Below are 19,285 nucleotides of genomic sequence, written 5' to 3'. Positions count from 1 at the left end.
GGTGATTTTTGCGCGACACGATGGTCGTCGACCGGTCGCTATATCAGCATCGCCTCATCTGACATTGGCATCGGAACCAAATCCTCCGGCCCGCGTTTAGGCCGCCGATGAGGTGATGCATGACTGATGAAAAGCTCTGGAAGAGACCACTCACAATCGCGATTGGCTCCGTGAAATACGTGGTGAAAAGCACGCGCGACGCGGCCTGGCTGCTGGCCGACAAATGGCCGGTTTTGACCGGTGAATCCTTTGTTCGCGCGCTCAAGGCCTGCGCCGCGGTGCTCGAAGGAAAGCGCGGCGGCGGGCACGCGAGGCAGGCCCTGATCGCGGCGGCGCGAGACGCCAACCTTCAGATCGAAGGTTGACTTTCACGTTTAATTGAATCGAAAGCGCCAGCCGCAAGCACGGCTGGCGCTTTTTCCTTGCGCGTTGAGGTCTCGCCTAGAGATGTTTGGCCACCGCCTTCGGCTGTGCCCGGTGATCGAGCAGCCGGACGCCGAGAGACACGATGGCGAGCAATCCGCCGAGAACAGTTACGGCCGGCCATGCGCCATAGCCCCAGGCAAGGGTCGCAAGTGCCGATCCGGCGGCACCGCCGAGAAACATGCCGGTCATGAAGATGGTGTTCAGCCGGCTGCGGGCCTCGGGGTCCAGCGCGTAGATGATATGCTGGTTCGAGACCAGCGCGCTCTGAATGCCGAAATCAAGCACGATGACGCCGATGATCAGAGCGGCGATCGACCACCACAGGCCGAAGACGATCCAGGCCGCAAGCGTCAAAAGAGCGCCGAGCCACACCACGAAATGCGGGCCGCGTTTGTCCGCGATGCGTCCGGCCACCGGCGCCGCGAAGACGCCGACCGCGCCCACGATACCGAACAGACCCGCGACATCAGCACCGAGCCCGAAACGCGGACCCTGCAGATAAAGCGCCAGGATGGTCCAGAAGCTGGTGAACGACGCGAAGAGCGCTGCCTGCACGAAGGTCGCCGTGCGCAGCGCCGGATGCCGCTTCCACAGATGGGCGAGCGAACGGATCGCGGTGTGATAGCGCATGCGCGAGGTCGGGCGATGGTTCGGCAAGGTGGCGAACATCATGGCTGCTGCCACGAGCGCCATCGGGACGCCGACCCAGAACATCGCGCGCCAGCCGGCATGCTCTCCAACAAAGCCTGACAGGGTGCGGCTGAACAGGATGCCCGAGAGCACGCCCGCCATCACGGTACCGATCGTGGCACCGCGCTTTTCGGGCGATGCCAGCGAGGCCGCGAAGGGCACGATCTGCTGGGCGACGGTAGAGCTCGCACCGACGACGAGAGACGCCGCAACCAGTGTCCAGGCCGTGGGTGCGATCGCCGCTAGCGCCAGCGCCACCGCGAGTATCAGGAACTGGCCGATGATCAGACGCCGGCGGTGCACGAGATCGCCGAGCGGCAGCAACAGGAACAGTCCGAGCGCGTAGCCAAGTTGGGTCGCGGTCGGGATCAGCCCGGTGGCGGACTGACCGGGAAAATCGGCTTCGATGATCCCGAGCATCGGCTGGTTATAATAGATGTTGGCGACGGCGATGCCGCTGGCCGCGGCCATGGCGAGAAGGCCGATCTGGCCTATACCGGCCGATGTGGCAGCCCCCGGCCTTTCGATTGTGGTGACGGTGGTCATGCTGTTTGCCTTTCTGGCTTCAGAAGATGGGATCTATCTATTATTTTCTCGTATCTCGCGGTACTGGTCGAAAATGTTCAGTCTGAATATCGAAAGGCGATATAATGAATACCGAGGACGTCAGGGTTTTCGTCGTTGCGTCAGCCGCGGGCAGTCTCTCGGAAGCAGCACGGCGCCTCGGGATCGCGCCGATGGTGGCGACCCGCCGTCTCGCTTCGCTTGAGGCGATGCTGGACGTGCGGCTGATGCACCGCACCACGCGTTCCCTTTCGCTCACGCCCGAGGGCGAGACCTTCCTGCCGTTCGCCCAGGCGCTGGTGGAAAACGAGGATGAGGCCAAGGCCCGATTGCGAACTGATGGCAAGGGCGCGGCGGGATTGCTGCGCGTCTCAGTCCCCATCGCCTTCGGCCTGAAACTCGTCATGCCGCTGGTGCCGAAGCTGCTGGACGACAATCCGGATCTCAGGATTTCCGTCGACATGAATGACGGCTTGCCTGACCTCGTTGCCTCGGGCACGGATCTCGCAATCCGGATCGCGCGACTGAAGGACAGCAGCCTGATCGCCCAGAAGCTCGCCGACAACACGCGCTCGCTGGTCGCCGCACCCGCTTATCTTGAACGGCACGGCGCACCGGTGAATACGCATGCTCTGCTTGAGCACGATTGCCTTCCGATGACCGGCGTCACGCACTGGACATTCATGCGCGGGGGCGCGCAAGGCGTTGAGGAGGCGCATGTGCGGTTGAATGCACGCTTCTCGTCGAGCAGCATCTCCGGTTGTCACGCCGCCTGTCTTGCCGGCGGCGGCATCACGTTGCTTTCCGACTGGAATGTGGAAGACGACATCCGCGCCGGCCGCCTGGTTCGCATCACGCTTGAGGACGCCATACCGGAGACCAACGCAATTTGGGCGGTTTACCCGACGACCCGGCTGATCCTTCCAAAGGTGCGGGTTTTCATCTCCGCAATCCGCTCGGCGCTCGCCGAACAGGCCGTCTGATCCAGCGGCCCGAGTTCCCGGTATATGTGGCGCTGGTCTCGAGAGCATCATTGATCAACGTCCGGCTCGTGTTTCGAGAGCCGCAATCGGGCAGGCAGCGCGACCTCGTATTCCGCTGCTCCGCGCTTGGCGGCAGGGCGAAGGCGGAAGCGGCGCCAGGCGCTGGGCGTCGTGCCGAAAATCCGCGAGAGGTGGGCCTGATCGGCAAGGCCGCAATCGAGCGCGATCTAACATAGGGGCGCATCGGTGGAAAGCATCAGCTGCTTGGCGCGCTCGACGCGCTGGGCGATGACGTAGCTGTGCGGCGAGAGACTGAAGCTCGTCTTGAAGGCGGCCGAGAAGTAGCTGGTGCTGAGCCGTGCCAGTTCCGCCAGTTCGTCGATCGCAACGGTCCGCGACATGTTATCTTCGACGTACCGCTTGACCCGCGCCACCTGCCACGGCGCCAACCCGTCCGACGCCGCCCTTTCGCGCGGTACCGCATTGGCCGAGACGGCAGGCGATGGCTTCAGCAACATCGAGGCGCGTTTGACGAGATCAATGGCGATCGCCTCGTCCTGATCGACGCAATGGATGGCGCGGGCGAGGAGCCGCGATACTTCGGCGGAGGCTTGCTGAATGACGCCGAGGGTGCCGATGTTCGGCTCGTGGTGTTCAATCGCAATCATCGCGGTCGCCTGCATCGTCAATCTCCGTCCTGAAACCGTTGAAATGGAAATTTTGTGGGTTCATTCTGGTGACGGAACCGTGCCGGCGGAATCCTACTATGATCAAGTTTACATAGACCTGGGTCTTGTGGGGGCATACCTGGGTATAGTTGTCCGCGCGCTGAACGACTGCATAAGCTCGTGAGTAAGCTGCGAATCCCCTGCGCCAGGCGCGAGAAGCCCCTGATCGCGGGCTCGCAGGAAGCGATTGCCAACAGCCGAAGTCGTCCGCATAAATTCAGCTAACGAGAGGAAGAACCATGTCGCATACTTGCAAGCATGTTCGCCTGGTCCGCGATGTCCGCCCGAGGACGCGCGGTTGTGAAGAGTGCCTGGCGATCGGTCAGGCCTGGGTGCATCTGCGGCTGTGCCGGGAATGCGGCCATGTCGGCTGCTGCGACCAGTCGATCGGCCGGCACGCCACCGGCCATTTCCATGAAACCGGACATCCCGTCATGGAAGGCTATGATCCGCCGGAGGGATGGGGATGGTGCTATGTGGATGAAATCATGGTTGACTTGCCGGATCAAACCGAACAGGTAGGGCCGATCCCGCGCTTCTACTAGGTTCTTGCCAAGGCCGTGCGGATCCCGCGCACGTCAGACCGATCCGGCCCTGGATCTCACGCATTTTGAACTCGGATGGGAACCCATACATGGCCAAGGTGCTCGTGCTCTTCGCCCACCCCGGACAGCGCCATTCCCGCGTCAACATTCTTATGGCCAAGATCGCCGGCGGCATCGAAGGCGTGACCTTCGTCGATCTTTACGCCGAGTATCCGAAGCTCGACATCGACATCGACGTCGAGCAGGCCCGGCTGCTGAAGCACGACGTCATCATCTTCCAGTTCCCGATCTACTGGTATTCGACACCATCGATCCTGAAGGAGTGGCAGGACCTGGTGCTGGAATATGGCTTCGCCTATGGCCACACCGGCGACAAGCTGGCGGGCAAGCTCTTCCTGCCTGTCATCACAGCCGGCGGCCCCGACCACGCCTATACCGAACAGGGCAGCAACCATTTCCGCCTGCGGGCACTGCTTTCGCCGCTGGAGCAGACGGCAAATCTATGCCGGATGCGCTTTGTCGCGCCGTACGCGCTGTTTGCCGCGCACGATGCACGTGGCGACGGCCGGGCGGAACCGCATCTGGAAGGGTACCGCCGGCTGCTGGAGGCTCTGCGCGACGAAGCCTTCGATATCGACGCCGCCGCCGGCATGGAACTGCTGAGCGCAGAGACGCTTCCGCTTCGTAAGAGCACGCCCCATGAATAGCTTCATCTTCCAGGCCTTCATCTATCTGCTCGCCGCCGTCATCTCCGTGCTGATCGCCAAGCGGCTGGGGCTCGGCTCCGTGCTCGGCTATCTCATCGCCGGCATCGTCATCGGCCCGGCCCTGCATCTTGTTGGTAACGAGACGCAGGATCTGCAGCACTTTGCCGAGTTCGGCGTGGTGATGATGCTGTTTCTCGTCGGGCTCGAACTACAGCCGCGCGCGCTGTGGGAGATGCGCGCGAAGCTGTTCGGGCTTGGCGGGTTGCAGGTGATCGTCACCTCGCTGGTGGTGATGGGCTGCGCCATGCTTCTCGGCCAGGTCTGGAGCGTCGCGCTGACGATCGGCTTCATCTTTTCGCTGTCATCGACCGCGATCGTCCTGCAGACGCTGGGCGAAAAGGGGCTGCTGCGTTCGTCCGGCGGCCAGGCGAGCTTCTCGGTGCTGCTGTTCCAGGATATCGCCGTCATTCCCATGCTGGCCTTCATCCCACTGCTGGCGCTGCCGGAGCTTGCCCGCCATCCGCTCGGCAGCAATGCCGAGAGTGGCGGCCACCACTCGTTCAGCCTCGTCGAGGGATTGCCGGGCTGGCAGGTGACGCTGGTGACGATCGTGGCCGTCGCGTTCGTGATTGCCGCTGGCCACTATCTGTCGCGTCCGATCTTCCGGCTCATCGCCCGCTCTAAGCTGCGCGAGATTTTCACCGCTGCTGCCCTGCTCCTGATCATCGGCATAGCGCTGCTGATGACCGTGGTCGGCCTGTCGCCGGCGCTCGGCACGTTCCTAGCCGGCGTCGTGCTCGCCAACAGCGAATTCCGGCACGAGCTCGAGAGCGATATCGAGCCGTTCAAGGGACTGCTGCTCGGGCTGTTTTTCATCACCGTCGGCGCCAGCATCGATTTCTCGCTGCTCCACGCGCAGGTCTGGGCCGTGCTCGGGATCACGCTTGGCGTGATGGTGCTGAAGGCGATCGTGCTGATGGCGCTCGCCTTCGTCTTCAAGCTGCGCGGCACCGACCGCTGGCTTTTCGCGCTGGGGCTGGCGCAGGCCGGCGAGTTCGGCTTCGTGCTAATCTCGTTTACCGTGCAAAGCGCCGTGCTGCCGCCTGATCTGGCGGCGATCCTGCTGCTCGTCGTCGCGGTCTCGATGCTGTTCACGCCTGCGCTCTTCATCATCTTCGAAAGGCTGATCGTACCGCGCTTCGACCGTCGGCAGGAGGAAGACGCTGACGAGATCCCCGAGCCGGGCTCCGTCATCATCGCCGGTCTCGGCCGTTTCGGGCAGATCGTCAACCGCATGCTTCTCGCCAATGGCTACAAGACCATCGTGCTCGACCACCAGGCCGATGTCATCGACGGCCTGCGCAAGTTCGGTGTCCGCTCCTTCTTCGGCGATGCCAGCCGGCCGGATTTGCTGCATTCGGCGGGGCTTCATGAGGCCAAGGTCCTAGTCGTCGCGATCGACGATCCGGAGCGGGCGATCGAGATCGTCAAACATGCGCGCCGGGAGAACCCGCATATCCATATCATCGCCCGCGCGTTCGACCGCACCACCGTCTACCGGCTCTATGAGGCCGGCGCGCACGATATCGTCCGCGAGGTGTTCGACAGCTCCGTGCGTGCCGCCGGCTACGCGCTGAAGGGGCTCGGCATGCATCCTTATGATGTCGAAAAGAGCAAAGCCGTGTTCGTCCGCCAGGATGTCCGAGGCCTTCGTCAACTCGCGCCTCTGTGGCGAGAAGAGGTCGAGATGTTCGACAACAAGGAATATATCGCCAAGGCAAAGGAAATCGCCGACCTGCTTGAGCAGGCGATGATGGGCGACCGGAGCGCACTGGGCGAAAAGGCCGAACGCGGCTGGACGCCGCCCGATATCGCGGCGCAACAGTTGGAAAAGAACATCGATTGAGCGATCAGCGAGCCAGCGCTTGAGCCGACCTCGCCATACTCATCGCGCGGTGGTGGCGTTGAGTTCCGGTTCGTCATGTTCGGCATGGCGCTGACGTTCAAGGAACTGGTGGATCGCGGCGATCACCACCGAACCTTCGCCGACAGCGGAAGCAACGCGTTTGACCGAACCGGCGCGCACATCGCCGACCGCGAAGATGCCGTCCTTCGAGGTCGCATAGGGCGAAGGCGGGGTGTCGCCCACGGCGGTCATGCCGGTCTTGACGAAGCCGTGCTGGTCAAGATCGAGGCAGCCATCGAGCCAGCCGGTGTTCGGCGACGCGCCGATCATGACGAAGATGCTGGTAACATCAAGTTCATGGCTCTCGCCGGTCCGGTGATCGATCCAGGTCACGCCATCCAGCGTCTTGTCGCCATGGAGTGCGGTGATCTCGGCCTGCTGGTAGAGGCTGATGCGCGGCGACCGTTCGATGCGCTGAACCAGATAGTCGGACATCGTCGAGGCGATGCCGCTGCGCATCAGCATATGCACGTGCTTGACCGTTCGTGACAGGAAGACGGCCGCCTGGCCCGCGGAATTACCGCCGCCAACCACGACGATGTTTTCATCCGCGCAGACTTGCGCCTCCATGGCCGTCGCCGCGTAGTGGATGCCCTGACCTTCGAACTTGTCGTAGTTCAGCACATCGAGCTTGCGATAACGCGCACCCGTCGCGATCACGATCGAGCGCGCACGCAGCGACGTCTCATCGTCGAGAAAGAGGCGATAGGGGTGCGAGGAGCAATCGAGCTTCATGACCTCATGCGAGACCGAAATCCTGGCGCCGAATTTCTGCGCCTGGATATGCGCGCGACCGGCGAGCGCCTGGCCGGAGATTCCGGTGGGAAAGCCGAGGTAGTTCTCGATCTTGGACGAGGTTCCGGCCTGCCCGCCCGGGGCGAGCGTTTCAAGGACGATGGTGCTGAGACCCTCGGATGCGCCATAGACCGAGGCCGCCAGACCGGCCGGCCCGGCACCGACGACGGCGACGTCGTAGACCGTGTCTCTCTCCGGCGGCTCGTTGATCCCAAGCAGATCCGCAAGTGCGGCGTTGGAAGGACGCGGCCAGACTTTCCTGTCGGGCGTCACCACGACAGGAAGCGCATACACTGTCACCGCCAGGCTTTGCATCAGCGGCATGGCCGTTGGCTCGGTCGCGGGATCGACGACGGCAACCGGATAGAGGTTGCGCGTCAGGAAGCGCTGGATGCGGAGAACGTCGGCATGGTGCCGGTCTCCGATCAACAGGACGCCACCCTCGGAATGACGCACGAAGCCGGCGCGGCGCAGGATATAGGCGCGGATGATGGTTTCACCGATATCGGGCTCACCGGTGATGAAGGCATGGAAATCGCGATTGGTAATCCGCAGCAGGCGGGAGCCGGATTTAGCTAGGCCCGACAGGAGCATGGGTCGTTTTGTGAAGATGTTCTGCTCGCCGGAGAACTGGCCGGGATGATAGGTGAAGACCAGGCGGCGACCGCGTCTGACATCATCGATGAAAAGTTCAATCTCTCCTTCCAGCACCAGGAAGAAATCGATCCCGCGCTGGCCGCGTTCGAAGACGAAAGTGTCCTCCGCCATCACCTCTTCGCGACCATAGGTCTTCGCGCGCTCAATCATCTCGACGGAAAGCACCGGAAATGTCTGCGCCTGGCGCAGCCATGGATCAGTCGGGTCGATGGGCGTCGCAATCATCATCCGTCTCCGTCGCGATGGACATCCTGTTTCCGGGATGCCGCGGCTTCCATTCAGGCGGTGGGTGGTCTGCCGCCGCCACGCAGCATAAAGCGATTGCCGCCGCAGGATTGTACGAATGGATCGTGTTTGCAAGGATTGGGGCACAATGTGCCATCGCTGGCGCTGCCGACGCAGGTCTTGATCGATCAGCCCTTGTCGTCGCCCTTGGGCTCCATCGATTCCCATCGACGCTGCTTGCGTGACTTTGGTTTCAAGCTCTTCCAGGTCCGATCCAGGAAGCGCAGAAAGCGGGTGACGTCCATCAGGCGATCGACGATCGAACTCAGGTTGCCGAGCCGTTCGTTGATAATCTCATTGGCGGTGAGCGCGACTTCGGCGGGTCCGTACTCCGGAAAGTGCGCGCAGAGATCCGCATAGGGGTTGGACGCCTCGCGCCCGACAATGTTGATCTTCCCCTTGCGGAACATCAGCCGCAGCAGCACCTGTTCGAACGTCCAGTCATGAACATCCAGCACCTTGTAGCGCTCGCTGCGCTTCGACGAGAAGCCGGCGAGCGTTATCCTGGTTCCAAGGTTAAGCGTCGTCAGCCAGAAGCAAAGCGCGAACCCCGTCGTCGGCACGCTCGAGCGGGGATAGAACGGCGTGAAGACATCCGTCAGATCGAGGTGCCTGACATGAACGTCGCCGAAATCCGACGCCGGGCTCAGCTGCTCGTCGGGCCCGGCCTTGATGTTAACGACACCGTGGAAGGTGCGCGCGTCGAAATAGGGTAGCACCTTATCGACCTTGCCACTCTTCACGAGATTGGCGCCCAGCGATCCGCTTCTCGAGAAGAGCATGGAATCGCGGGTGAAAGGCTCGCTCAGAACCTTGAAGACCTTGTTGAAGAAGATGAAGAGCGTCGTGTCGGGAAAGCGCGCCTTGAGGTCTTCGATGTTCACCTCGTCGCTGTTCGCGACCAGAACGACATCGCTATACTCCGCCAGCAGGGATTTCCACTCCTCCGCGGCAGCGGCAGCGGGGTTGGCCTTGAAGCGGGCATCCTCATCTCTGTCGATCATTGTTTTCTCCCTGTCGTGTCGGGCCTGTCGTGTCGGGCCCTCTCGTCTCGGGCCCTCTCGTCACGGGCAAGGCGCGCCTTTTAACCAGGCGCGCGGGCGAGCCCACATAGACGCCGAATGGCTCGGTCGCCCCCTTGATGACGCTGTTCGCGCCGATGACGCAGCCGTCGGCGATGTTGCTGCCAGCAAGCACCTTGGCGCCCGCGCCGATCCAGACATCCCTGCCGATCTCCACCCTGCCCTTTTTGATCGGCTGATCCTTGATGAGGACCGTTGCGTCCTCATAGCTGTGCTCGAACGAGACGATCACGACGTGTGCCGCGATCCTGGTATTGTCGCTGATGCTCACACCGCCATGTCCCAGCAGGATCGAGTAATCGTTGATCGAGACATCGTCGCCGATCTCGATCATGCCGCTTTGCGCATCGAGGACGACGCCACATCGGGTGAAGAGCCGGTCACCGATTTCGATCTTGCCGTGCCGATAGCGCAGTTTTGGCAGATACCGCATGTTCGGCCTCGTCCCAATCCGCAGCGCTCCGCCAGACAAGGCGGCGCGGAGGCGGACCAGAAAGCCAAGGTTCACGGGTCACACGGGCGCGAAATGGGGATCGAGCGCGCGTGCCTGCTCAAGCCAGACATCCGCGTATTCGACGTCCTGCCAATTGTGGAACCATGGGCCGCCGTTGGTGTAGTGCACGGCTTTCGGAAGGCCTTGGGTCGGCTTGGTGCTCCACCCCTCCAGCCAGTTCCATTCCTCCGGAATCTCACCGATCTCGCTGTCCTTGGCCCACTGAAGACGGTGAAGATAGGCGCCGGTCTGTGAATTGACGAGCTCGGGTGTCAGCTGGCGGGTGGAAGGGTGCTCGCAATTGAACAGCATGAAGGAGGACCAGTTCTTGCGGGGGTAGTTGGTCTGCACCTTGCCATCCATCTTCACGCCCTCCTTGGGCGTATAGTCGTGATGAACGCAGGCGACCGCCTTGCTGTCGTCCTTGTAGCGCAGCAGCTCCGCGACATCGCCGAAGAACAGGAAGTCGCAGTCGCAAAACAGTGCCCAACCCTTGTAGTCGGCAAGCCACGGCGTGAAGAAGCGGGAATAGGTAAACTCGGTCGAAGCCAGAGGATCGACTTCACGGGTGTAAACACCGCGATCGACCAGCTCTTGCAGCTTGATGGGGTGAACCTCGACATCAATGGATGCGTTCTTGAGCAGGGTGGCCTTGGCAACCTGGTAGGCAATATCCTCGCGAGAATCCCATCCAATATAAACTGTCAAATCCGCCATGCATTTCCTCCAAACGTCAGCGCGAAACAATCAAAGATAAGCATCTGGAATGCTGACTGCTAAAGTCAACATCTGAGCCCGATCTTGCCGCATGATACCGGTCGTCAATGAGGCTCCATCGCATGGGCTCTGTCGTGCGCCACCGCTTATGCGAAGCGATCATACCCTGCGTTCACCCCAGTTGCATTCGGGGATGTACGTAGTGCGCCTCGCATTCACCCATAAGCTGTGTCACGTCGAAGTCACAACATCTGCAGGCATGCTTATGTTTTATTGGACTGGTTGACGAAAAGAGAGCATCGGTCAGCAGCGGGTTCGGTATGACGTTCAGCGTAAGACGAATTGATCAGACAGATGCGCTAGGTGGCGCGGACATTCTGGTTCAAGCCTATGCCGAGCCCCCTTGGGAGGAGGCTTGGACAATGGAGAATGCCAGGAGGCGGCTGGTCGAGCTGTCTTCGGCATTGGATGCGATCACGCTTGGGGCTTTTTATCAGGGCCAACTCGTCGGTTTCGTATTTGCATCGCCGCATACGTCAGCAATCGGCACCGGCCTGTATGTCGCAGAGATTGCCATCTCGCCATCCTACCAAAGAATGGGCTTCGGAACCGCCCTGCTCTCTCATGTCGAGCACATGGCGATTCAACTAGGCTATCCGCAAGTGTGGTTGGTTTCGCGCCAGATTGGCGGTGTCGCCGACTATTACAAGACGAACGGCTACAGCCGATCCAACGCTTTATGTGTCTACTCAAAAATGCTCGGCGCGACTGTCTTGCAAAACACGTAGCTCAAGATCGCCGATCGCGCCGGCTCACAAATGTCAGTGCGTGCTGCGGCTGTCCGTCGTTGTCCCGAGGTAGGGCGCAACGAGCTCCATGTTCGGCGAAGCGAGAATCTCCCGGTTTACCGCCTGGATAGCGAGCTCGAGCCAATGAACAGCACCGACAAGCTCGACATCCTCCGCCGCGGCGCGCGCGTAGCCGATCAAGCGCGCGAGCGCCGCGAGTTCCTTGATATCTTCTGGAGATCTTGCGTTGTCGCCGTGATCATCCCCATGGTCTTTGGGCATTGCACTCATGTCTCTTCTCCGCCAACACGAAGCAACATAGGCCCGCGACGCAGACGGCGCCCGTGAATAAAGTGTGAAACAACTTGAGGGTGGTATCGCGCATCGGCCGCTTGCAGCTACCAGGATAGTTTCTCTAAAGCACGAAAGCTCTTGAAAGCGCGCGACTTCCGAACCGCCGCGCCCGTTTGCCATCCGGATTTTCCAGCTCTGGTATCAGCACCTTGACCACACTGAAGGGGAGATCCGGACCGCTTAATTCAACCGAGGCGACCGTGACGATGCCTGCGGCGCGCAGTCTGCCCAGCACATGGCCCAGATACTGCTGAAGCGATCGGCCACCGGTATAGGTAAGTGCTGCGGACGCAATGGGTTCGCTGAGGAAGCTGTCACGTAGCTGCGCGGGCAGCTGCGCTTGAAAGGCGTTCGGCGCGATATCGTCGCGCGCGCCGCTGATAAATGTCAGCCGCGATTGCACGGCTTCGGTTATCGCGCGAATGGCTGCGCGGACAGGCGACGGATGCGCGCCGCTCCCACCTGTCACCTCGGCAAACCGGACGGTCGTGTCCGACAGAACTCCCTGCGGCCCAAGCAACGCGGTAAAACAGGGAATGGCGACGTCACTGGTTATATCGAACAGTTTCAGCATGAGTCCGGCGGCGCTTATCTGCTCCACCAACCGATTGAGAACATCGTCTCCGTACAATGCAGGGTCCACGCATCGGGAGCGCCTGAAGCGCTCGTCTCCTACTTGCCAAAGCACATAGGCGTCCCGCTCGATGCGTTCGAGTATGCCGTGCAACACGGCTTCGTCGAGGGTGTTTCCAGACGCCAGGCCATCGGACGACATCCAGAAGCGCGACTGTAGCGTGCGGTTCAAGACGACAGCCTCGAATGGCAGATGTATGGGCGCGCCCGACATCAATTCGCGCCCGATCACCCAGTCCACATGTTCGTCCGGACCGATATCGGCTTTATTCAATCCGGTTAGACAGGCTAGCGTCGTCAATTGATGTCCTTGCGCCTGCAACTCTCGGACGGTAGCCCGAAGCGTCGACACCGTCGGTCGGCTGGCAACGGCCCGCTCAAGCGCCTCCATGATTGCAGAGACCTTGGCGTCGTCGTCGGATAATCCCTTTCCTTGCGCCACGACGGCCGATGGCGCGTTCGGGGCATAGGCGCACCATACGGGTATGCCGATATGATCAAGGCCCGTGTGACGGGCCACGCGCGTTACGCCGAACTGGGCCAGAAACGGCGTGACGCGAGACAGCGTCTCGCACGGCGGCATGATCCGATCCGAGTATCCTGATGGCTCGATAATTGCGGTCAGCGCTGGTCACCCACGGAAGGAACGAGCCAACAACGTGTCGAGTTGGCAGGTGAATGGCGCCATGCGCTAATTGCCTTCGAGCTCCGCCTGATCCGCGCTGTCGCGATCATTTATGACGATGCCGGAAGAGCCAAGGCTGCGCGTCAAAGCAAGCAATTTTTGGCGGACATTCGGGTCTTCAATGGCGATGAAAGCCTTGCCAAGCGCCAGCCCCTCCTTCGAGGCCATGAATGCGGCGACAGCGTCCGTCTCCGGCCGGGCGCCGTCTTCACCAGTGCTTGTCGCACCATTCTCGAAGAAATAGCCGACGGTGACGCCGAATATCTCCGCCATTCGCAAAAGTCGGCTGGCGCCGATGCGGTTTATGCCCTTTTCGTATTTCTGAATCTGTTGAAACGTGATGCCCAATGCTTCCGCAAGGCTGGCCTGGCTCATGCCGAGCATCTTGCGACGCAGCCTCACCCGTTCCCCGACATAGCCGTCGATCGCGTTCGTCGATTTCGCCTTCATGGCGTCCCTCGCCTGCAATATTAGGAATGTTGGTGCATAATGAAGCCGTCGCGAAAAAATGCAACTAAAAGTAAAGAGATGACGAAGAATCTTTATTCACTGTTTGTAACGTTGCAAAAACCTGCACCGCATTGTCCGCCAAACCCTGAGATCAGCTACCTCGCTGGGTGAGCATCTAACGAAAAACCACTTAAAATCGTGTCACGTCGATTTCACGCGAACCGGCAGGCTTACGCTCTATAGTAGGATGCGGAGATCGGGGCATGCGTGTGGCCATGTCGCTTCGGCGACTGTTAGCGCCGAAGTAATCAGGGCACGAAACTTCGCTTCAGGCGCAGCACATTGGGGACAAACGTCATGCAGATACCTGCCATTGAAATAAGCCACGCCGACCGATTGTCGGCCTGCCGTCAGCAGATCGAAGAAGCCGTTCATCAGATGATCTTCGGTGAGAAACAGATGGAGTTTTCGCCGGCGGAAATCGCGATGGCAATTGCCGACATCGCCGACGACTATATTCTCAGCCTCTCCAAGCAGAACCGGACGGCGACACACTAAGCCACTGAAGCCGAGCACAGACATTCAAAGCCCTCGACTACCGGCATCGAAAGTTTGCGTGTCTTTCGCTCCGTGACAAAGCTTTTGCGGTGAACTGTGGTCGAAGCGGTCTTGCCGGCCACACTATTTTCGTAAATATCCATTTTGTAAGCTAACGCACCGCGCGCGAAATGAGCGCCGGTGCGCGTCATGTTTTCGATGAGAGCGGCCGTCGACATTGACGCTGGAACACGCGCGCAGGCAGAAGTAGACATCTTGAACAATTCGTTTCGCGCCTCCAGCGCAGCCATGAGCCCTGCCCTCAGAATATTCGGCTGTCTTCTGTGGCTGCTCGCGTCATCGGCGCTGCTCGTGGAGAGCGATACCTATCGCTACGCGTGCGCGATCCTGGCCATCATCGCGCTGGTCTATTACGCGAAAGAGCCGTCGCGGCCGCACACGAACTGGCTGGGCTGGCTCTGCATGGGCTGGGCCATCTATGTGCTCTTCCGCTTCGCGTTCATCTACATCACGACCGAGCATCACGATATCGGCGGGTCCGACTGGCTCTTCGCCTTTCCGCTGTTCTTTCCGATCCTCGGAATCGCCTTCGCACTCTATGAGCGTGAGATGGAGAAGATCGTCGCGGCGTTTTTTGTCGTAGCGTTGATCATGCTCGGCGTCACAGTGGCGCTGACGATTGGTACGATCGCCACCGGCGTCGCGGTTCGCCCGCTCGTCATGAACAATCAAATCCACGGCGCGGTCGCCTGCGGCCTCATCTTCGTGATGTCGACCTTCTGGCTTCTTCACTATCTGACAACCCCCGCCGCCGACCGCCGGTTCGCACGGCTCGCCTACGTGGTTTCTCCGCTTATTCTGGTTCTATGCGTGATCGCCATCTATGGCGCGAAGTCCAAGGGCGTCTGGCTCGCGATGGCGTTGACGCTACCGGTTCTCGCCGTCATAGGCATGCGGTACATCAAGTTGCGTGCTCGCAGCGGATTGGTGATTGCATGCGCGATAGCACTGCTTGGCGTCGGTCTATACGCCGTCCGTCATAATCTCGATCAGACAGCGGGCCCGACGATTAAAGCGACCGCTTCGATGTTCAGCGGCATTGTCGGCAGCTCGAACAGCGCGGACACCATCACGCAGACTATCCAGTCGGGCAACACGCCTGTCGCAATGGATGAAAGACTTCAGCTGTGGTCGAACGGCTGGGAACTCTTTTCATCCGCCCCGATCTTCGGCTGGGGCAACGAATGGCTCGAGCGCTGGCAGCACACCCGCTACGCCCACGTTTCCTACACGCTGCTGCACAACGGATATCTGGAAATACTGGTCCGGTTCGGCCTGTTTGGGGCCTTCGTCATGGGGCTGATCCTGGCGAGTTTCATTGTTTTCGTCTGCAAGGCCTATCGCCAAGGCGTTATTCCGCGCGCGGCGATGCATGCCTATCTTGTCGGCATCTTCTTCTTCGCGCTCACGCTTCTCAGCAATTCAAACAACAGGTTGGCGATCGGCGAAAGCCTCGCCCTCGTGACATCGGCCTTTGCCTGCTGGTGCAATCTTCGCTTGCGGCCAACTGAGGCGAGTGTGCCGGATTTGCAAGCTGCGGCCAGATAGGCATTTTGGGAACGCGGCCTAGTCTCGCGTTATCTGATAGACCGCTGCACCAATCGTGAAGCCGCCCTTACTTCAGGGCTGCATCGCCCTTTCCCTTGCCCATGACGGAGCCCAGGATCATGGCGATGTCGTTCCACAGGGTAGCGGTCTTAACGTATTCGGCATCGGCCGTGGCGAGTTTCTCCGGGGTCGACATGTCGATGCCGGCGATTTGCGCGAGGCCGGTGATACCAGGGCGGACGGCAAACACGCCCTTGGCTCTACGGGCAGCGATGACATCCGGCTGGCTTGGCAGGCACGGGCGGGGGCCCACCAGGCTCATCTCACCTTTCAGCACGTTGACGAGCTGCGGCAGTTCATCGAGCTTATAGGCGCGAAGCGTCTTGCCGATGGGCGTGATCCAGCTTTCCGCGGCGTCATGGGAGCCGACATCAGGTGTGCCGGCCGCCATCGTCCTGAACTTCAGGCACGTAAAGGGAACCTCGTCCCGGCCCACCCGCTGCTGCCGGAAGAAGGCGCCACCCGGCGATGAGCGCCGGACCATGATGGTCAGCACAAGCAGAACGGGAGACAGAACGACGAGGCCACCCGACGCCGCGCAAAAATCAAACGCCCGTTTTATCCCCTGGTTGAGCTTGCTTGTCATATTATTCCTTAGTGGATCTTGCGGGGCCAAGCGTTCGTGCCAACGCGTCGGCCATCTCGAAAGGTGGCATCCAATCTAGCCGGCGGCTGGTTTCGGAGATGTCGACGTCTAGCGAGCGCGTCAGGCGGTAAACCAGTTCGCGTTTTCCAGTCACATTTCCAGCAAACTCCAGCAGCGCCGGCGGGAACGGCAGCAGCGAGGCCGACGAGCCGGTTACCGCGGCAATCATCCGCACGAGTTCCGGTGTCGATGGGCTCTTGCTATCGGCAACCATGAACGTCCCGCCCGCGGCGTCCGGATGGTTGGCAGCGGTCACGATTAGGTCGGTCAGGTTCTCCAGATAGACCATCGACCTGCGGTTATCGATCGAGGCGAAGGGCAGCGGCAGGCCGCGTTGGACAAGCCGCACCAGCGCCTGGAAGCTTCCACGCATGCCGGGCCCGTAGACCAGCGGCGATCGGATGATCACGATCTCCATCGTGGTGCTGGCGCCAAGCGCGTGCAGCAATCGCTCGGCTTCGAGCTTCGTTCGGCCGTAATCACTTTCCGGAGCAGGCTCGCCCTCGGCAGTAAACGGCTTGCCCTTGGTCGTCGCCTCGCCGCTCGCCTTGATCGAACTCAAGAACACGAACCGTCTCACACCCGCGGCCGCGGCCTGACGCGCCAGGTTGATCGTCCCCTCGACGTTTACGGATCGATACTCGGCAAGCACCGCCGGCGACCCTTCGACGACATTCTGATTGACGGCCGCGAGGTGGACCACGACATCGATGCCGTCAAGGGCGGCAGACCAGTCGGTCGCGCCGTGAATATCCCCGACAGCGAGGAGCTCGCCACTCCCGCCCCTGCCTGTGCCACGAAAGGGAATGCCGCGTTGCCTCAGTGTGCGCAAAAGCCCCTGGCCGACAAAGCCGGAGGCGCCGGTTACGAGGAACATGCCAGCCTCCGGCGGCCTTGGCCGTCTTGCGTGGCGCGGACCGTCATTGGGAGACCTCCTGCCGCAGCGCGACGAGATCCACCACGCGCTCCATGGGGCTGTATCCCGGCACCAGATCGCTGAGCGCCGCCTTCAGCCGCCTTGCATCCCCATCTCGCGCGAACCGCGCGAGCGCGTCGAGCTTGGCTGATAGTTGCGCCCAGCCGAGGAACTGTTCGCGCGCACGGCGGATCTTCGGGTGGTCAGTCACTTCCGGATTGTCGTTGATCAGCAGCTCTTCATACAACTTCTCGCCCGGACGCAGGCCTGTCGTCACGATGCTGATATCGCCGCCCGGGTTCTGCTCGTCCTGGACCGTCAGGCCCGACAGTTCGACCATGCGACGCGCGAGATCGATAATCTTCACCGGCTCGCCCATATCGAGCAGGTAGACATCGCCACCGGATGCCATCGCGCCAGCCTGAATGACGAGCTGGGCTGCTTCCGGCACGGTCATGAAGAAGCGCGTAATGTCCTCATGCGTCAGCGTGATCGGACCACCCCGGCCGATCTGCTGGCGAAAGAGCGGCACGACGGAGCCCGACGAGCCCAACACGTTGCCGAAGCGCACCATGGAAAAGGTCGTGCCGCCGTGCTGTTCGGCGAGCGCCTGCAGGATCATTTCAGCCAGGCGTTTCGTGGCGCCCATGACATTGGTCGGCCGAACGGCCTTGTCTGTACTGACCAAAATCATGCGCTCGACACCGGCAGCCAAAGCCGCCTTGGACACCGTTAGCGTCCCGAAGACATTGGTCTTGACACCTTCGGCGGGGTTTTGTTCGACGAGCGGCACATGCTTGTAGGCCGCGGCATGATAGACCGTGGCCGGCTTCCAGGTCTGGATGATGGTGTTGATGCGGTGTTCGTCGCAAACATCGGCAAGCAGCGGGACGATCGGAAATGGCGGCTCGGCATCTTCGCCAGCCAGCTCGCCCTGCAGCGAGTAAATGCCGAACTCGTTCTGATCCAAGAGCAGCAGCGCCTTGGGATGCAGCTTGGCGATCTCGCGACACAGCTGGCTGCCGATCGAGCCGGCCGCGCCGGTCACAAGGACGATCCGATCGCGGACGTTCTGCTCCAGCAGCTGCACATTCGGCAGCACCGCCGTTCGACCCAGAAGGTCCTCGACATCCAGATCCTGCAGGTCGGTCAGCTGCGCCTGTCCTGTCGCGATTGCGCTGATATCGGGAACGGTGCGAACAGCGACCCGAGCGGAACGCAAGCGTTCGATGATCTCGTTGCGTCGAGCACGATCGATCTGCGGAAGAGCCAGAAGAACGGTCTTGACCTCAAGGTCCGCGCAGACCTTCTCGATGTTAAGAGGGCTGTAGATCTTCACGCCGTTGAGCGACATCCCCTTCAGGCCCTTATCGTCATCGAGAAAGCCGACGACCTTGAACTCGGCCGAATGCCCCAAGGCGCTCACCAGCTGCCGTCCTTGCGTGCCGGCGCCATAGACCAGAGTGCGGATCGGCGCGGCCTCGCCGAGAATCTCGCTATATGCATCATAGAGGAAATAGCGTGCCACGAAGCGTGACAGGCCAACGGCCAGCAGGAGCAGCATCGGCTGCAGGATGCCGACGGTTCTGGGGACGGTCGGAACGCTGATGACCGTGAAGATCACCATATAGACCGCGCCATAGATCAGCACGCACTTGATGACCGTGGAAAAGGCGGCCCAACCCATGAAGCGGAAGATGGCGCGGTAAAGGCCGAAGGTGATGAACAACGGTAGCGCGATGACGAGCGATACAGGGATCGTCCAGAACTGCACACCCGTCATCAGGTACCAGTCGTTGAAGCGAAAGCAGAACGCGATCCAGACCGTAATGATGCACAGGCAGGCGTCGAAGAGCAGCGCAATCACCCGCTTCGCCGGTCGCGGCAAGGCAAGAACCTGCTGAACATAATTGTCAAACATAGCGCTGGCTCAATCGTGACTGGTTTGG

At 61.0% G+C, this 19,285-nt stretch carries 21 protein-coding genes; 8 read left to right on the top strand and 13 right to left on the bottom strand.

The genetic code is table 11. The annotated features are described in order from the left end of the window. Positions 1-119: 119 nt before the first annotated feature. Complete coding sequence (locus ACCD05_RS07120) at positions 120-365, top strand: DUF982 domain-containing protein (protein ID WP_111560414.1); 246 nt, start codon at positions 120-122, stop codon at positions 363-365. Between the two features lie 76 nt (positions 366-441). Here ACCD05_RS07120 and ACCD05_RS07115 read toward each other — a convergent pair whose 3' ends face one another. After that, on the bottom strand, positions 442-1,662 hold the full coding sequence (locus ACCD05_RS07115) for an MFS transporter (RefSeq protein WP_111560415.1): 1,221 nt from the start codon (positions 1,660-1,662) through the stop codon (positions 442-444). 104 nt (positions 1,663-1,766) lie between these two features. On the opposite strand from ACCD05_RS07115, the gene ACCD05_RS07110 reads away from it, so the two are divergent. Continuing rightward, the gene (locus ACCD05_RS07110; protein ID WP_111560416.1) at positions 1,767-2,663 is read left to right on the top strand and encodes a LysR family transcriptional regulator; all 897 of its coding nucleotides are present in this window, start codon (positions 1,767-1,769) and stop codon (positions 2,661-2,663) included. A 227-nt stretch (positions 2,664-2,890) separates the two neighbouring features. On the opposite strand, the gene ACCD05_RS07105 is transcribed toward ACCD05_RS07110, so the two are convergent. Further along, on the bottom strand, positions 2,891-3,346 hold the full coding sequence (locus tag ACCD05_RS07105) for a helix-turn-helix domain-containing protein (protein WP_413391921.1): 456 nt from the start codon (positions 3,344-3,346) through the stop codon (positions 2,891-2,893). Positions 3,347-3,630: 284 nt separating this feature from the next. Between ACCD05_RS07105 and ACCD05_RS07100 the strand changes: the two genes are divergently transcribed. From ACCD05_RS07100 to ACCD05_RS07090, 3 genes are all read left to right on the top strand, one after another. Beyond that, complete coding sequence (locus tag ACCD05_RS07100) at positions 3,631-3,936, top strand: UBP-type zinc finger domain-containing protein (RefSeq protein ID WP_111560417.1); 306 nt, start codon at positions 3,631-3,633, stop codon at positions 3,934-3,936. A gap of 89 nt (positions 3,937-4,025) precedes the next feature. Continuing rightward, on the top strand, positions 4,026-4,643 hold the full coding sequence (locus ACCD05_RS07095; RefSeq protein WP_111560418.1) for an NAD(P)H-dependent oxidoreductase: 618 nt from the start codon (positions 4,026-4,028) through the stop codon (positions 4,641-4,643). After that, positions 4,636-6,549 carry a monovalent cation:proton antiporter-2 (CPA2) family protein gene (locus tag ACCD05_RS07090; RefSeq protein ID WP_111560419.1) on the top strand — a complete coding sequence of 638 codons (1,914 nt, stop codon included), beginning with the start codon at positions 4,636-4,638 and terminating at the stop codon, positions 6,547-6,549. Before ACCD05_RS07095 ends, ACCD05_RS07090 begins: the two co-directional genes overlap by 8 nt. A gap of 39 nt (positions 6,550-6,588) precedes the next feature. On the opposite strand, the gene ACCD05_RS07085 is transcribed toward ACCD05_RS07090, so the two are convergent. The 4 genes from ACCD05_RS07085 to ACCD05_RS07070 form a co-directional block, all read right to left on the bottom strand. Beyond that, a complete protein-coding gene (locus ACCD05_RS07085; RefSeq protein ID WP_413391920.1) occupies positions 6,589-8,286 on the bottom strand; it encodes an FAD-dependent oxidoreductase in 1,698 nt (565 codons plus the stop codon). Positions 8,287-8,474: 188 nt separating this feature from the next. Next, a complete protein-coding gene (locus ACCD05_RS07080; RefSeq protein WP_413391919.1) occupies positions 8,475-9,350 on the bottom strand; it encodes a 3-deoxy-manno-octulosonate cytidylyltransferase in 876 nt (291 codons plus the stop codon). Next, positions 9,334-9,861 carry an acyltransferase gene (locus ACCD05_RS07075; protein ID WP_413391918.1) on the bottom strand — a complete coding sequence of 176 codons (528 nt, stop codon included), beginning with the start codon at positions 9,859-9,861 and terminating at the stop codon, positions 9,334-9,336. Before ACCD05_RS07075 ends, ACCD05_RS07080 begins: the two co-directional genes overlap by 17 nt. A gap of 78 nt (positions 9,862-9,939) precedes the next feature. Beyond that, positions 9,940-10,638: a glycosyltransferase gene (locus tag ACCD05_RS07070; protein ID WP_111560422.1), complete on the bottom strand. Its 699-nt coding sequence runs from the start codon at positions 10,636-10,638 to the stop codon at positions 9,940-9,942. Positions 10,639-10,958: 320 nt separating this feature from the next. On the opposite strand from ACCD05_RS07070, the gene ACCD05_RS07065 reads away from it, so the two are divergent. After that, complete coding sequence (locus tag ACCD05_RS07065; RefSeq protein ID WP_111560423.1) at positions 10,959-11,426, top strand: GNAT family N-acetyltransferase; 468 nt, start codon at positions 10,959-10,961, stop codon at positions 11,424-11,426. 33 nt (positions 11,427-11,459) lie between these two features. Here ACCD05_RS07065 and ACCD05_RS07060 read toward each other — a convergent pair whose 3' ends face one another. From ACCD05_RS07060 to ACCD05_RS07050, 3 genes are all read right to left on the bottom strand, one after another. Beyond that, positions 11,460-11,717, bottom strand: coding sequence for a hypothetical protein (locus ACCD05_RS07060; RefSeq protein WP_052213810.1), 258 nt, complete (start codon positions 11,715-11,717; stop codon positions 11,460-11,462). 124 nt (positions 11,718-11,841) lie between these two features. Next, a complete protein-coding gene (locus ACCD05_RS07055) occupies positions 11,842-12,996 on the bottom strand; it encodes a YcaO-like family protein (RefSeq protein ID WP_111560424.1) in 1,155 nt (384 codons plus the stop codon). 108 nt (positions 12,997-13,104) lie between these two features. Then, the gene (locus ACCD05_RS07050; RefSeq protein WP_112949373.1) at positions 13,105-13,548 is read right to left on the bottom strand and encodes a helix-turn-helix domain-containing protein; all 444 of its coding nucleotides are present in this window, start codon (positions 13,546-13,548) and stop codon (positions 13,105-13,107) included. A gap of 357 nt (positions 13,549-13,905) precedes the next feature. Between ACCD05_RS07050 and ACCD05_RS07045 the strand changes: the two genes are divergently transcribed. After that, positions 13,906-14,106, top strand: a complete 201-nt coding sequence (locus tag ACCD05_RS07045; protein ID WP_047503895.1) for a hypothetical protein — start codon at positions 13,906-13,908, stop codon at positions 14,104-14,106. On the opposite strand, the gene ACCD05_RS07040 is transcribed toward ACCD05_RS07045, so the two are convergent. Further along, positions 14,103-14,396 carry a hypothetical protein gene (locus tag ACCD05_RS07040; protein WP_162724577.1) on the bottom strand — a complete coding sequence of 98 codons (294 nt, stop codon included), beginning with the start codon at positions 14,394-14,396 and terminating at the stop codon, positions 14,103-14,105. The two genes, ACCD05_RS07045 and ACCD05_RS07040, sit on opposite strands and share 4 nt — an antisense overlap. Between ACCD05_RS07040 and ACCD05_RS07035 the strand changes: the two genes are divergently transcribed. Next, entirely contained in the window at positions 14,395-15,714 is a 1,320-nt protein-coding gene (locus ACCD05_RS07035; RefSeq protein WP_413391917.1) for an O-antigen ligase family protein, read from the top strand. The genes ACCD05_RS07040 and ACCD05_RS07035 overlap by 2 nt on opposite strands. A gap of 67 nt (positions 15,715-15,781) precedes the next feature. On the opposite strand, the gene ACCD05_RS07030 is transcribed toward ACCD05_RS07035, so the two are convergent. Genes ACCD05_RS07030 through ACCD05_RS07020 form a run of 3 tightly spaced genes read right to left on the bottom strand, consistent with a single transcriptional unit; the run spans position 15,782 to position 19,257 of the window. Next, a complete protein-coding gene (locus ACCD05_RS07030) occupies positions 15,782-16,360 on the bottom strand; it encodes a sugar transferase (RefSeq protein ID WP_111560426.1) in 579 nt (192 codons plus the stop codon). A 1-nt stretch (position 16,361) separates the two neighbouring features. Next, entirely contained in the window at positions 16,362-17,297 is a 936-nt protein-coding gene (locus ACCD05_RS07025) for an NAD-dependent epimerase/dehydratase family protein (RefSeq protein ID WP_112949374.1), read from the bottom strand. A 43-nt stretch (positions 17,298-17,340) separates the two neighbouring features. Continuing rightward, the gene (locus ACCD05_RS07020) at positions 17,341-19,257 is read right to left on the bottom strand and encodes a nucleoside-diphosphate sugar epimerase/dehydratase (protein WP_112949375.1); all 1,917 of its coding nucleotides are present in this window, start codon (positions 19,255-19,257) and stop codon (positions 17,341-17,343) included. Positions 19,258-19,285: the final 28 nt, after the last annotated feature.

Origin of the sequence: Rhizobium sp. Rhizsp42, from assembly GCF_047304155.1 — a bacterium.
Taxonomy (GTDB): Bacteria; Pseudomonadota; Alphaproteobacteria; order Rhizobiales; family Rhizobiaceae; genus Rhizobium.
Note: the sequence above shows the minus strand (reverse complement) of the source record. Positions and strands in the feature narration are given on the sequence as shown.